The 13,532-nt window shown below is 45.4% G+C and carries 11 protein-coding genes and 1 pseudogene; all 12 read right to left on the bottom strand.

The annotated features are described in order from the left end of the window. Window positions 1-97 precede the first annotated feature (97 nt). The 12 genes and pseudogenes from HMPREF9162_RS02040 to gmd all read right to left on the bottom strand — a co-directional run bounded on the left by HMPREF9162_RS02040 (window position 98) and on the right by gmd (window position 13,518). Window positions 98-979: an SDR family NAD(P)-dependent oxidoreductase gene (locus HMPREF9162_RS02040; RefSeq protein WP_009752709.1), complete on the bottom strand. Its 882-nt coding sequence runs from the start codon at window positions 977-979 to the stop codon at window positions 98-100. Beyond that, complete coding sequence (locus tag HMPREF9162_RS02035) at window positions 963-2,009, bottom strand: glycosyl transferase (protein WP_254655339.1); 1,047 nt, start codon at window positions 2,007-2,009, stop codon at window positions 963-965. The genes HMPREF9162_RS02040 and HMPREF9162_RS02035 overlap by 17 nt, the downstream gene beginning before the upstream one ends. After that, the gene (locus HMPREF9162_RS02030; RefSeq protein WP_009752625.1) at window positions 1,951-2,904 is read right to left on the bottom strand and encodes a glycosyltransferase family A protein; all 954 of its coding nucleotides are present in this window, start codon (window positions 2,902-2,904) and stop codon (window positions 1,951-1,953) included. Before HMPREF9162_RS02030 ends, HMPREF9162_RS02035 begins: the two co-directional genes overlap by 59 nt. A gap of 86 nt (window positions 2,905-2,990) precedes the next feature. Next, window positions 2,991-4,157 (bottom strand): nucleotide sugar dehydrogenase, encoded by a 1,167-nt coding sequence (locus HMPREF9162_RS02025; protein WP_009752681.1) that lies wholly within the window; start codon window positions 4,155-4,157, stop codon window positions 2,991-2,993. 1 nt (window position 4,158) lies between these two features. Further along, window positions 4,159-5,604, bottom strand: coding sequence for a hypothetical protein (locus tag HMPREF9162_RS11720; RefSeq protein WP_139057069.1), 1,446 nt, complete (start codon window positions 5,602-5,604; stop codon window positions 4,159-4,161). Further along, on the bottom strand, window positions 5,567-6,625 hold the full coding sequence (locus HMPREF9162_RS02015; protein ID WP_009438234.1) for a hypothetical protein: 1,059 nt from the start codon (window positions 6,623-6,625) through the stop codon (window positions 5,567-5,569). The genes HMPREF9162_RS11720 and HMPREF9162_RS02015 overlap by 38 nt, the downstream gene beginning before the upstream one ends. A 226-nt stretch (window positions 6,626-6,851) precedes the next feature. Further along, window positions 6,852-7,736, bottom strand: a complete 885-nt coding sequence (locus HMPREF9162_RS02005; protein WP_009752671.1) for a GDP-mannose 4,6-dehydratase — start codon at window positions 7,734-7,736, stop codon at window positions 6,852-6,854. A 130-nt stretch (window positions 7,737-7,866) separates the two neighbouring features. Continuing rightward, window positions 7,867-8,373, bottom strand: a complete 507-nt coding sequence (locus HMPREF9162_RS12925) for a hypothetical protein (protein WP_037350083.1) — start codon at window positions 8,371-8,373, stop codon at window positions 7,867-7,869. Next, window positions 8,363-9,655 carry a class I SAM-dependent methyltransferase gene (locus tag HMPREF9162_RS01995; RefSeq protein ID WP_009752501.1) on the bottom strand — a complete coding sequence of 431 codons (1,293 nt, stop codon included), beginning with the start codon at window positions 9,653-9,655 and terminating at the stop codon, window positions 8,363-8,365. Before HMPREF9162_RS01995 ends, HMPREF9162_RS12925 begins: the two co-directional genes overlap by 11 nt. 20 nt (window positions 9,656-9,675) lie before the next feature. Then, the gene (locus tag HMPREF9162_RS01990; protein ID WP_009752775.1) at window positions 9,676-11,421 is read right to left on the bottom strand and encodes an ABC transporter ATP-binding protein; all 1,746 of its coding nucleotides are present in this window, start codon (window positions 11,419-11,421) and stop codon (window positions 9,676-9,678) included. 125 nt (window positions 11,422-11,546) lie between these two features. After that, window positions 11,547-12,490: pseudogene (locus HMPREF9162_RS01985) on the bottom strand (GDP-L-fucose synthase family protein). Continuing rightward, window positions 12,487-13,518, bottom strand: a complete 1,032-nt coding sequence (gene gmd, locus HMPREF9162_RS01980; protein WP_009752636.1) for a GDP-mannose 4,6-dehydratase — start codon at window positions 13,516-13,518, stop codon at window positions 12,487-12,489. The pseudogene HMPREF9162_RS01985 and the gene gmd overlap by 4 nt, the downstream one beginning before the upstream one ends. Window positions 13,519-13,532: the final 14 nt, after the last annotated feature.

Here is a 13,532-nt window from a genome sequence, read left to right as displayed (position 1 = left end):
TAGTTCAGATATTCATCCATATATCTCATATAGTATTCTACCATACGCCGAAGGCCGTCTTCCAGTCCGACTTTAGGCTTCCAACCGATACGTTTTTCTATCTTCTCACTGGTGCCGTAAAAATCTCCGATGTCAATTTTTTTCGTTCTTCGGGGAATGGAACAATCTGCAAATTCCCTTTCCCCGAGAGGCGTATGAGCGTCTCGGCAACGGTCTTCAGAGAAGCCCGCTCTCCGGACAGGTTAAACACATCTCCATAGGCATCCTCATGGAGCGCGGCAAGGCACATCGCCTCCACAACATCATCAACATAGTTGAAGTCACGCAGCTGCTCTCCCGTACCGAAGAGTTGAATCGTCTCCCCCGTAACCGCACGATTCACAAACCAGCCGATAAAGCCCTGCCGTGCATTTTTGATCAGTTGTCCGGGGCCGTATGTGTTCGTAAGCCGCAGCGACACAGTGCGCACGCCGTAGACCTTCGTGTAAAGCTGATGATAGTGTTCCGCAGCCAATTTATTGATGCCGTTCACATCGGGAGGCGCGAGCGGGTGATTCTCATCCACCGGCAGGTACTGCGGATGCCCATAGATCTGCCGCGTACTTGAAAAGACAATGATTGTCTGAGGAGCATAATAACGGCACGTCTCCAGGAGCGTAAGCTGTGCCCTCGTATTGACCTCCATGTCCATAAAGGGCTCCCGCATACTGTCCTGATGGCTCACTTGACCGGCAAGGTTAAATATGTAGTCCTTATCCCGTACCAAATAGCGCAGACTGTGCTCGTCGCGCATGTCCGAGAAATTTAGTACGACATCGTCCTTGATATCCTTGATATTAAAAAGATTTGCTCCGTATTCGTCGAGCATGGAGTCAAGCAGGGTGACATTGGCTCCCTCCCTGACAAGTCGACGCGCTAAATTGCTGCCGATAAATCCGACGCCCCCTGTAATGAGGACATTTTTACCTGCGAACGACATTGTACCCCCCCCTGAGTATCCTAGCAACAACGGATTTATAATGCCGAAGTCTTGCTAGAATTCCGTGTTCTTTTGCAGCAAATCCTTTCGAAAACGCAGGATCATATGTATCCCGTACAATTTTCAGTGCTTCTTGCAGCGCATCAAGATAGGTGAGATAAATATACCGGATAGCCTCCGGAGAAAGTCGATAACTGCTCAAATCAAATGTATGCAAATTCAGCCATTGTAATTGGTGAAAATGATAAAAAACAACGGGTTTTCCATCAACTGTGGGTCCCTCTGTACAACTATACTGCTGTATATTCCACGGCGCGACTCCCCCGCCTATATGTTTCAGTTCGTGTATCATGCCGGGGAACCGTGTCGGCCAATCATCCAAATATTTTTGATCGCCAAATTTACCATCCTCCAACCGATTATAGCACCACTCCTCACAGCGGTCACACCACCAGTTCAATACACGCAGCCCATTTTCCGTATTTCGAAACGTCATAAACTGCACACAGTAAATCCCAGATGTCGCAGACTGATCATATTCCGGCGTATACCTATGGCTCGTAATCAGTACGTCTTTATCCGAGGCATGAAATTCGTCCAACAGTATTTGCGAGGACTGAAAGAAATACAAATCTGAATCGAGATAGGTTACCTCCGGCACATTAAAATTCCGGAGCACATAAAGGATCGAGAACGAAGAACATGTCCAGCAGTACTCGCCTCGACTTCTCGTAGATTTTACGGCAAGCAGCCGCTCATCCTCAAACTCCTGCAGCCGTATCACTGTAAGATGCGCGAATGAAAGTTTGTCCAAAATATCGGCAGCCAAATCATCAAAAGCAAAAACATAGAGCATAAACGGCGCCCCGGTGTTCTCCAATGAATCATATAGAGCCAATCCCCGCGTCAAATAGTTCGAATCAAACAGTGTGCAGAAGTAGTTCATAAGCTCTCCATTTTCACGTCTCTTGTCAACAAAAAAATGCGTGTATTTTTCTTCGTATTCTTTTCCATAAAGAAGGGCGAACATCGTAAAAAAATTTTTTCAGTGCTTCACGTGTTTGTTGGTCTTCTAAAACTTCAACAGAAAATTTGCTAACCGGCTGGTCATATAATTTTGTATGGTAGGCAGTCTCTATCCCGCAGTGTTCGCCTGTCGCATCCATACCAATATTCTGCGTCAGACTTTGTGTTGGAGCAAGCATAAGCCCATTCCGCAGCACAACGGCAACATGCCAAAAGATCGCCCACGTATGAAGACGCCCCTCTTTATTATCAACGACCTGCTGCCAAATATCTGTCGAATCATCAAAATTGATATTCTTAATATCTTCTCTGGTACAGGACGATATTAGCTTTTCCGGATCTTGTTCAAAGTACGACCATGCATCCCGCCATGTCGCCCATCCCCAACAGTCTGCAAACCGTAAAAAAGCCGTCTCGCCAAGCCCCGCTCGCTCAATCTCCGGCATATAGCCAGAGATCTCCATTACTGCGGGCTCTTTCTCATACAGCTTCAGGGCATCATTCATATATTTGAGAAAATATTGTGATGTTACGATATCATCTTCTAAAACAATAACCTTGCCGTAACGGTTAACAATCTCTGTTACTCCCGTAATGATGCTCTTGGCAAGCCCTTGATTTTCATCTTGTTCGATAATATTGACAGAGCGAAAGCCTTTTATGCTATGAAGATATTCACGCAACGCATGAACTGCAACTCTTGCTTCGTCATTCTTTGCCGCATCTGAATAGATAAAAAGCTCAGTATCCTTCGCGTAGATATTCGCCTTTAATGCCTCAATTGTTTTTTGAGTATGTGCAAGACGATTATAGGCAAAAAGAACGACAGGTGCTAACTGTGATATAAACTCTTTATGTGCCTCTTCATCATGATCCCATGGCAGATCGCGGTATTTCATACCAAGTCTCCCTTTGCGCATTTTATCAATATCATATACTCGAACTTTTCCTCTAAGCCCCTATCCTATAAATTACAGAAGCTAAATTAATCTCTATGGAAAATATCCCGCGTATAAACCTTCTCCCGGACAGGCGCTAGTTCATCCGCCCATCGGTTCGCCACGATACAATCACAAGAGGCCACAAACGTCTCAAAATCCTTTGTCACCGGGCAGCAAAAAATCTCTGTTCTTTCTGTCATAGGTTCGTAAATGAGGATTTCTATCCCTGCCTCTTTTAGTCTTTTTATGATGCCTTCAATCGCACTGGCACGAAAATTATCCGAACCGCTCTTCATCGTGAGACGATAAATGCCGACCGTCTTTGGACGACGTGCCAGAATCATCTCCGCTATATGCTCCTTGCGTGTACGGTTCGCCTCGACAATCGCCGTGATCAGATTTTGAGGGACATCATGATAATTCGCCAACAGCTGTTTCGTATCCTTTGGCAGACAATATCCGCCGTATCCAAAGGAAGGATTATTATAGTTTCCGCCAATGCGCGGATCAAGCGATACGCCTTCAATGATCTGCGCTGTGTTAAGCCCTCTCAGTTCTGCATAACTGTCTAACTCATTAAAATATGCGACACGCAGTGCAAGATAGGTATTAGAAAAAAGTTTTACAGCCTCCGCTTCTGTCGAATCCAAGAAAAGCACGGGCACATCCTTCTTTTTCGCCCCTTCCAGCAAAAGCGTCGCAAATACGTGCGCCCGTTTTGACGACGATCCGATGATGATCCGCGAAGGGTAAAGATTATCATAGAGTGCCCGCCCCTCACGCAGGAACTCCGGGACAAAGAATATCTCTACACCTTGATATTTTTTTCGAATCTCCTTCGTATAGCCGACCGGTACCGTAGACTTGACAACAACGGCTGCCGACGGTGCAAGTTCCACGACTTTTTCCAACACCGCTTCGATAGAAGATGTATCAAAAAAATTCTGCTTGGGATCATAATCTGTGGGCGTTGCGATAAGAATATAGTCAGCCTTTGAAAAAGCCTCTTTTTCATCTGAAGTTGCATGAAAATCCAGCGCCCCCATGGAAAGATATTCTTCTATTTCCGGATCACGAAGCGGCGAACCTCCACGATTCAGCATAGCGACTTTCTCGGGAATAATATCCAATGCAATCACATGATGATGCTGTGCAAGCAATATTGCATTGGACAGTCCCACATAACCTAGTCCCGCAACGGCAATGTTCAATCTACTGCCCTCCTCCATAATTTGGGAGCATCTCCGCAACCTTGGCAAGAATCTTCTCCATAGAATCATAAATTTTTTTATGATTCTCCCTTTCCGAATATATCTCCAACGCCTTTTCGTGGCCGCATTCGATGATGCCGGGATAAGCTTTGCTCAAGAGCGCATTGTAGGCAGCGCTCACGGCTTCATGATCAATTGAGAAGTTTGCAATTTCCTCAGCGTTATACTTACAGTGCCGATATTCAAAAACTCCCGGAAGAGACCGATACCATGCAAGTCCAAAAACAAGTACAGGTTTCCCCCCGGAGACAGCTTCCCAGCCTGCCGTCCCCGTAATCGTTGCAACGAATTTCGCCCCCCGTATCAAATCATACGTATTCACACTGCGCGGCACATACTCGACATTCTTAATGTTGTTCAAGCGACGAAAAAATAACTCCCCCCGCATGTAATACGATTGTTTAGGATTCTCTTTTACATAAATTTTCCAGTCTTCCGGAATGAACTCACGCAGTCTTTCAATTGCCAAAATCTGATCACAGAATTTTCCACCCAACGCAGAAGTCGTTAGTTCCGGCTGCAAATGAAGGGGAAAATAGACAAAGTTCTCTGTAAGGTCAACACTGCACTTCCCAAACATCCTTTTTGCTTCCAGTAGGGATGCGAGCCTTTCCTCCTTCGTCGAAAAATAACCTCCCGCTTTTCTAAGAGCAAACAGGCGGCCCTTTGTATAAATTCTGCCTCGATTATGTTGGATTTTCTTCCATAATTTCTTAAGGCGCTCTTTCCCAGAGCCTTTCTCGCTGCTACCCGGCACCACGACATTCGTATTCTTCATATAAAACAGGTCTTTTTCAAACTCCTTTTTAAGCTCAATCTCTACTTCTTCACGGTTAGCAAGGCTCTCATAGATGCCAATATCCTCTATATTGGAAAATGCAAAAAACATATCCTGCCCCAACGCCTGCTGAACCATAACGACCGGAATTCCCATCGCATTGGCAAGATCCTTTGCAATAGAATCCACGCCAAAATGGGGTATATCGCTAAAAATTAACACATCCGGTTTTTTCTTTTGAAAAAGACCATAATAAAAAGACAGCCACAAATTAAATAGATTTACATACTCATAAATAGGGCGTGTACCGTTACGATACGCCATATCAAGAAAACGATACAAACCTCCATATACTGAATCATAAACCGCAGGTGGACAAGACATCGCTATTTCTTTTTGTATTTCTTCTCTCGTCAAGACTCCATAATCATAATCAATGACGCCATGTCCTTTATCCGTACCAAGCCATGCAGCGATTTCTATTTTTTTATCTCTTGCCAAAGCGAGCATAGCCTCGCGTGCATTGTCTTCCGACAGCGCAAATAAAATAGCGCGCATTGCCATACCTCCTCTAGTTCGCCACATCAATAATTTTTCTGATTCGGTCAAGATTATTTCGAATATCGAGTTTTTCCCTCTGCTTTATTATATTTTGCCGAAAGGCTGCTAACTCCTTTTCAAATGCCGGGTACTCCTCAATGATCCGCTTCATTTTTTTTGCCATATCTTTTACATCTGTACACCGAATACCGATCGGGTGGTTCTTATCATTAAATGCATCTATACAAGGGTTTTCAAGATACAGAATCGGCTTTCCATAGCGATGTGCTTCAATGATAGAGCCGCTGCAGGAGAGGACATAACGTTCTTTTTCATAGAGAATCAGAAACATGTCTATATCTTCGGCGAGTTGTTCCATCTCCTCTCGATTCAGTACACGGCGAATCGGCCAAGTGACGCGGGGAAAATCTTCCGTCCCACGCCCGTCCATACCAATCACTCGAATCTCATACTCCTCCTTGATTGACTCTCCCTGTAAAGCTACGTTTAGCCGATAGAGCATTGCGCTGTGCCCATAGCCAAAGACGGCAACACGGAGCATTTTGTTTTTAATAGGTTCTTTGAGCGGTTCATAAATAGCGGGCAGCGGCAAAGCGCATATATGGATGCCTTCAGTCGAAATATACTTGGGAAGGGTCTTTACAATATGATCTGATAAGGCGACATATCGCACATTTGCCCCGTTTTTACGGCACATAGTTTCCCTCAAATCGTATTTGGGTGCCGGGAAAACAACCTGTAATATTTTTTCCCAAGAATTGATGATTCCTTTTTGAATATATGCAAAAACAAGCCTCAGCAGATCTTTCCTATGGGCGCAAATTTTCTCCAAAAAACCTTTTTGATCTGTCCGTAAAAACGGGAACTGCGTAACCTCGAAATGAGGATATGCCAGTCGATCGAATTCACCATGCATATTCATAGCAAAGATAATACTTTTATTCTCCGGCTTTGCTGCTAAATCTTTTAAAGCTCTTTGCTGAAACTGTGTAGTCGCAAGAAGATAAAAAGCTCGTGCATTTTTTTTCGCGCTTTCCTCACTAAGTAGTAAAGCAAAGCAAAATACCATAGACAGTGAACCCTGTCATTGCCCAAGTAGCCACGAATTGTATAAAAGGAAATATTTGGAAATTTAATATGGTACTTCTCCTGTAGACGCAGGAGATTCTTTTGGTGACTTTTCCGCGCATAAAATAAGATTTCTTCCTCCGGATACGCCAGAGAGAGACCATATAGCGTGCCTAAATTGAACGATTCATGACTAATACCTTGGCAATTTGGCTCACAAACAAAAATCATAAACACTCCATCATTCTATCTGCCAGATCAATAAATGAAACTTGCGGGTGAAAGCCTAACGAGCGCAGTCTTGCAGGATCAGATACGAGACGCCTATATTCCGGAACGAAGTCATTTTCAATCACGACATAGTTTCTCCAGTCAAGATCAACCCTAGAAAAACATGCTTCCAGCCACTCCGCAATCGAATGGTCTTCTCCATTTCCGATCACTGCCTCGAAGAAATTTTCCTGCTGCATAAGGAGCCAAACCGCCGTCATTGCATCTCCCGCATATAGATATTCCTTACGAACATCTATATCTCCTACGCGAAGTTTTGAAAGCAGACCTTCTTTCGCCTGTTTAGCTGCCAGTGCTATTTTTTTCGTCATATGCTGCGGTTTTCTGCGCGGGCTGTCATGCGTAAAGAAATAGCCAAAATATATCTTCATCGAAAATGCAGCTCGATAATATCGCGCTAAATAAGTTGTATAATTTCTTTCGACCGCATAAGGGGACAACGCTGTAAAAGGAGTATCCTCATTGATAGGCATACCGTTATTTTGAAACTGTAAAGCAGATCCCGAGAGGAATACCTTTGTTGACGGTGAAGACGATCGTACAGCTTCTAAAAGATTACAAGTCCCTGTGCTGATCGTCGCGTGATTTTCAAAAAGAGCCTCATGTTTCGTTGTAGAGGATGCTGCAAAGTTAAAAATAAAATACGGTCTTATGTGTTCAATAACGCTTTTAAGAGAGTCAAAATCGGTCAACGAACACGGAAGTTGTTGCTCGCTGCGAGAGATTCCAAAAACACGAACTCCGAGCTTCTCTAGCAACTCGCGCATATACCATCCATCTTGTCCGGTATGCCCGAAGATAAGCGCACATTTTTCTTTCATCGCTCTCACTCGTCAATGTCAACAGAAAAAGGAAAATAGCGAAGTTCATAGTTCATACCGGTGCGTCGTATTCCTACTTGACGTGCAGGATTTCCTGCATAGACCGTATAGGCAGGCACGTCCTTTACTGCTACAGACTGAGCCCCGAGCACCCCCCCGTGTACACATGTACTCCCGGTAAGAGCATAGCACGCATTCCAATCCATGCATAATCATCAATGTGTATAGGGGCATAAGTCCCCCGAAAGTCCTCACTATCCTTATCATGAGATGCTGCCACAAAGCAAGTATCGGCCGTGATGGAACAATGATTTCCAATCGTCGTCTCTCCTGAAAAGACAACATTGCGCCCAATAACCGTATCCTCTCCAATGACAACGTTCCCATAAAAACGTACGTGCATATGCAGGAAGGATCCTTTCCCCACAGTCACCCCCAAAATATGCCGTGCCCATAAAAGTCTCAGCAAATAAATAGGAATCCCCGTAACCCAGTGATTGTAGAGATAGAGATTAAAATTACGAGGTACTTGCCGAAAAAGCACGCTCCAAAACAATATCCAGCGAAAAAGACCTGCTGCCTGCTTATAGATCCCTATCCGCCTTGTAATACGCTTAACAGCTTCTCTAAACTTCATCCGACACGCCATCTTTCCCGATAGTTTCCAGCTCCGGCAATGGAAAAATAAATTTTGCACCGCGCTCTAAAATTGGCTGCACGCGCGGCAGAATATTATCCTTAAAATGCCATGGCAGGACGAGATAATAATCCGGTAAAAGGCGCTCGCCTTCGCTCTCCGAGATAATAGGAATGTTCGTCCCCGGTGTAAATGCGCCGAATTTCTCTTCGTTGACCTCAACAATGCAAGATAAAAGATCACTCGTTATATCGCAGTACTGAAGCAAAACATTCCCTTTTGTACTTGCGCCGTAGCCGAAGATCTTTTTCCCTTTCTCTTTGATTTGAATTAATGTGTCCCGCAGGATTTTCCTTTGTTGCTCAATACGTAAAACAAAATCTCGATAGGGCTTTTCGGTATCGAGTCGGAGGTTTCTTTCATGCGTCAAAACTCGACCAATATTCTCTTCATTTACTTCATGAGCAGCATCTCGTTTTGCTGCGGTTACGGCAAAGCTGCCGCCATTGACGTCATTCAGTACAACGTCAATCGTCTTCAAGCCGGCAGCATTCAAAATTCTCTGTATCACGGAAAATGAATAAAACTCTAGATGCTCGTGGCAGATCGTATCATATGCGGTTCTTTCAAGCATGAGAGGCATATAACTTTGCTCAAAATGCCAAATGCCATCCTCTGCCAAAACAGCCTCAACATCTTTCGCAAAGGCAATCGGATCTTCAAGATCATAAAACATCGCAATTGATGTAATAATCTTGGCTTTCCTGTGAGGATACCGATCTTCAACCAGTTTTTTAGAAAAGAAGTCCGCTATACGGTCGATCTCTTGGGGATAAAAGTTTCTAAATTTATCTGACGACGGGTCAATACCGACACGCGTGCATTTTGTACGATAGGCTTTTAGGGAGGTAGCGTCGTTTGATCCGATATCAATAACCATATCGCTCTCTTTCAGATTAATAAAATCCTCAAGCCACTTTATTTTTTCCTCAAGATGTCGCACCATAGATGCATTTAACCCCGAACGATAGCCGTAGTTCTCACCGTACATTTCAGATAAACTATAGGACTGACGCAATTGCAACAGTCGACACGATTCGCATAAAATTAAATCTACAGGACCTTTGCTAACCTCCTTCCCGGCAGCGTTTTTGTCTTTTCCGGCAGGGAACACCCCGGTTAAGTACTGCTCGCCTAAGCTGAAAATCTCCTTCAGATTTTCAGCTCCACATACGCGGCAGTTTTTCACTTCTTGATATGTGGCGTTTTTCTTCACGTGCATGCTTTCTCTCCTCTTAGAGTTTATTGCTGCAAGATCCTTGCTTTTCCATTTTCAAATTGTACTTTGAAATCGCAGTCTTCTAGTGTACTAAGCCGATGTGCAATCGCAATAATTGTAAGCCGCCCCTTGAACTTCAATATTGTATCCGTGATACTCTTTTCTGTGTCTGTATCAAGGGCGGATGTTGCCTCATCCAAGATCAGCACCGTGGGGTTCTGATAAAGCGCCCGCGCGATGCCGATGCGCTGCCGCTGTCCGCCGGACAGCTTGACCCCGCGTTCACCAACCATGGTATATACACCTTTGGGCTGTGTATTCACAAATGTATCCAATTCAGCCATGGCTAGAGCCTTCTCAACGCGTGCATCATCAATCGCCTCCGGAGATTCGCCGAGCGCCACATTTTCGCGTACAGAGGCATCGATCAAATAGACGCTCTGTGGAACATAGGCAATATTTGCCTGCCATGCGCGAAGCTCTCGGCGAATCTCCACGTTATCTACAGTGATTTTTCCCCAGGTAGGGTTAAAAAGCCCTAGAAGGATATCGACGAAGGTTGTTTTCCCCGCCCCCGAGGGACCTACAATGCCTATAAAACTTCCTTTCGGAATAGAAAAACTAACATCAGAAAGGATCTCTTCTTCTCTCCCCGGATAATAGAATCCTAGATGCTCAACACGAATCTCATGGCTAAAAGGAAGCGGCGGCGGATTTTCAACAAGTTTAAGTGTACGATGATGGTATTTCCTAGACTTTATGGCGAGAAGCTCGCGGTACAATTCTTCAAACAAAGGCAACTGAAACTTTATCCCATTCGACAAGTTCACGATCCGATTAGCGCTTGGCATCAAACGAAATGCCGCAAGAGCAAGAACACCTAAAAGAGGTACGATATCCATCGGAGAATTGCCGATAGCTATTTTTCCAATGATAAGCAGCAAAAGCGCCCATACAACCAAAGTCTCAATAATCATACGAGGAAGCTGATTTAAAAATAAAAACCTTTGATTCGCCATGCCAAATTTTCTATAATTCCATTCGAATTCCCGAAGAAAAAATGCTTCTTTCCGCATCACTTTCGTTTCCTTGATCGCCCCTAACCCTTGATTCATGGCTTGGATATAGCGTGCATTATAGTCATTTTGCACATGTCCCGCCTCATCAACGCTGCGGCGAAATGTTCGAATCAAAGCATAGATTACCCCTCCCATAATACCTGCGACAACAATCGCCGTAAATGGATCCATAAAGACCAGCATAAGCCAAATAACAATGATCGTCACAAGTTCCGTCAATAGCTGTAATACAGGTATTAAAACATTAGAAAAGATGGCGCTTCCCCCGCCCCCAACATTCCTCAAGAGCGTTGCGGTATTATGATTCAAGTGAAATAAATAAGGCTTAGCGAGATAATTTGCCATAATCTCTTTGGAGAACTGAATCTGATTAGAAAATGCAAACTGCATCTGCAGATGCAGCTGCCAACCAAGATAAATATTTTTTAACCCATAGAGAACGACCAGGAGAAAAGCCATTCCTACAATAAGTTCCGTATGTGTATGAATTCCCAGCTTTCCCGCATAACCTGCAATGTCTTGGTGCCGAAGGAGAAAATCCGGCTGCCCCATCAGAGAGATGAGCGGCAGGATCGCCCCGATACCAACGGCTTCAAGTACAGCACCAAATATCATTATGATAACGAGGAATGCACAATATCGTAGTTCCTTTGGTGTAAAGATGGAGAAGATTTTAAGCATCTGTTTCATATAGGAAAAGGCTCCCTAATCCATAAAGGAAAAATTGCAAAAGCAAAGCAAGGTTACCCGAATGCGCCAAATAATATATCACTTAACCATAGTAAGATATACATATATATGGTGTCAATAAAACGCTATGCCTTCCCACGAAGAGCATGCGCAAGAAAATCTTGATATGCTAATCTAATGCCATCCTCCAGCTCAGTATTATAACGCCACCCGAGCTTTTTCGCCTTGGAGACGTCGAGCAGTTTCCGCGGCGTACCATTCGGCTTCGTCGTATCCCAAAGAATCTCACCCGTGTAATCAACGACAGACGCGACGATTTCCGCCAGTTCCCGAATCGAGAGTTCTTTTCCCGTTCCTGCATTAACCGTTTCATCGCCGCTGTAGTTGTTCATGAGGAATACGCAGAGGTTCGCAAGATCGTCCACATAGAGAAACTCCCGCAGCGGCGATCCGTCCCCCAACAGGTAACGGAGGGTGCGCCGGCTTCTTTCGCCTCGTGAAACCGGCGAATTAGTGCAGGAATCACATGGCTGTGCTCCGGATGGTAGTTATCGTTCGGTCCATAGAGATTCGTCGGCATCACGGAGATGTAATCCGTTCCGTATTGTTGATTCAGATAGGAGCAATATTTCAACCCTGAGATCTTTGCCAGCGCATACGCTTCGTTTGTCTCCTCCAGCGGCGAGGTCAACAGACAGTCTTCCTTCATTGGCTGCGGCGCCATGCGTGGATAGATACAAGACGAGCCGAGGAACTCCAATTTCCTGCAATTATTTTTCCATGCCGCATGAATCACGTTCATCTCAAGGATCATATTGTCATACATGAAATCTGCAGGGGCTTCGCTGTTCGCGCCAATGCCCCCCACCCTTGCCGCCGCGAGAAATACGTAGTCGGGCTTTTCCTCGGCAAAGAAAGCTTCCACCGCTTCTTGCCGCGTCAAATCAAGCTCCGTATGTGTCCGCACAACAATATTTTGATAGCCCTGCCGCTCGAGTTCGCGAACAATCGCTGAGCCGACCATGCCGCGATGTCCCGCAACATAGATTTTATCCTTTTTCTCCATCATTGTCCATACACTTCCCGATCGGCTCTGACCATCATCCGAACAAGCTCTAGGAACGAAACATTGCGATGCCAACCAAGCTCACGTTCTGCCTTCGCCGGATTCCCCCACAGGAGTTCAACCTCTGCGGGGCGGAAATAGCTCGGATCTACGTCGATCAACAGCCGCCCGCTCTTTCGATCATATCCTTTTTCCTCAAGCCCCGAGCCGCGCCATTCAAGCTCAATATCCGCTGCACGGAACGCCAGCTCTGCAAACTCGCGTACAGTATGCGTCTCATTGGTCGCGAGTACATAGTCGTCGGGATGTTCTTGCTGGAGCATCCGCCACATTCCTTCAACATAATCGCCGGCAAATCCCCAATCACGTTTCGCTGAGAGATTGCCTAGGGATAGCTTCTCCTGTTTTCCCGCGAGAATACGGGCAAGTGCCAGCGTAATCTTGCGTGTCACGAACGTTTCCCCACGGCGGGGAGACTCATGATTGAAGAGAATCCCGTTGACCGCGAACATACCGTACGATTCGCGGTAATTCTTTGTGATCCAGTAGCTATAGAGCTTCGCTGCGCCATAGGGCGACTTCGGATAAAACGGCGTTGTCTCACTCTGCGGCGCAGTCTCGGGAATCCCGCCAAAGAGTTCCGAGGTGGACGCCTGATAGAACCGTATCGGCAGATCGCTCTGACGTACGGCTTCAAGCAGACGCAGCGTCCCCACGCCCGTCGCATCGACCGTATACTCCGGCACCTCGAACGAAACGCCCACATGGGACTGTGCCGCAAGGTTATACACCTCATCCGGCTGAACTTCTCGGATCAACGCATGCGCATTGCTCGAGTCCGTTAAATCTCCGTGATGAATGAAGAGTCGTCCATCATAATGTTGATCTTCGAGAAGGTGGTCTATGCGGTCTGTGCAGGGCGTACTATGGCGGCGTACGACACCGTGAATCTCATAGCCCTTTTCAAGCAATAGCTCTGTGAGATATGAACCGTCCTGTCCTGTGATGCCTGTAATCAGTGCTTTTTTCATGATATTTCGTAAAA

Source organism: Selenomonas sp. oral taxon 137 str. F0430 (assembly GCF_000183625.1).
Classification (GTDB): Bacteria; Bacillota; Negativicutes; order Selenomonadales; family Selenomonadaceae; genus Centipeda; species Centipeda artemidis.
Note: the sequence above shows the minus strand (reverse complement) of the source record. Positions and strands in the feature narration are given on the sequence as shown.

Coding starts and splice junctions, on each gene's coding strand:
- gmd (WP_009752636.1), bottom strand. CDS start 13,518: ATGAAAAAAGCACTGATTACAGGCATCACAGGACAGGACGGTTCATAT.
- HMPREF9162_RS02035 (WP_254655339.1), bottom strand. CDS start 2,009: ATGTTCGCCCTTCTTTATGGAAAAGAATACGAAGAAAAATACACGCAT.
- HMPREF9162_RS01990 (WP_009752775.1), bottom strand. CDS start 11,421: ATGAAACAGATGCTTAAAATCTTCTCCATCTTTACACCAAAGGAACTA.
- HMPREF9162_RS02030 (WP_009752625.1), bottom strand. CDS start 2,904: ATGAAATACCGCGATCTGCCATGGGATCATGATGAAGAGGCACATAAA.
- HMPREF9162_RS01995 (WP_009752501.1), bottom strand. CDS start 9,655: ATGCACGTGAAGAAAAACGCCACATATCAAGAAGTGAAAAACTGCCGC.
- HMPREF9162_RS02040 (WP_009752709.1), bottom strand. CDS start 979: ATGTCGTTCGCAGGTAAAAATGTCCTCATTACAGGGGGCGTCGGATTT.
- HMPREF9162_RS12925 (WP_037350083.1), bottom strand. CDS start 8,373: ATGAAGTTTAGAGAAGCTGTTAAGCGTATTACAAGGCGGATAGGGATC.
- HMPREF9162_RS02015 (WP_009438234.1), bottom strand. CDS start 6,625: ATGGTATTTTGCTTTGCTTTACTACTTAGTGAGGAAAGCGCGAAAAAA.
- HMPREF9162_RS02005 (WP_009752671.1), bottom strand. CDS start 7,736: ATGAAAGAAAAATGTGCGCTTATCTTCGGGCATACCGGACAAGATGGA.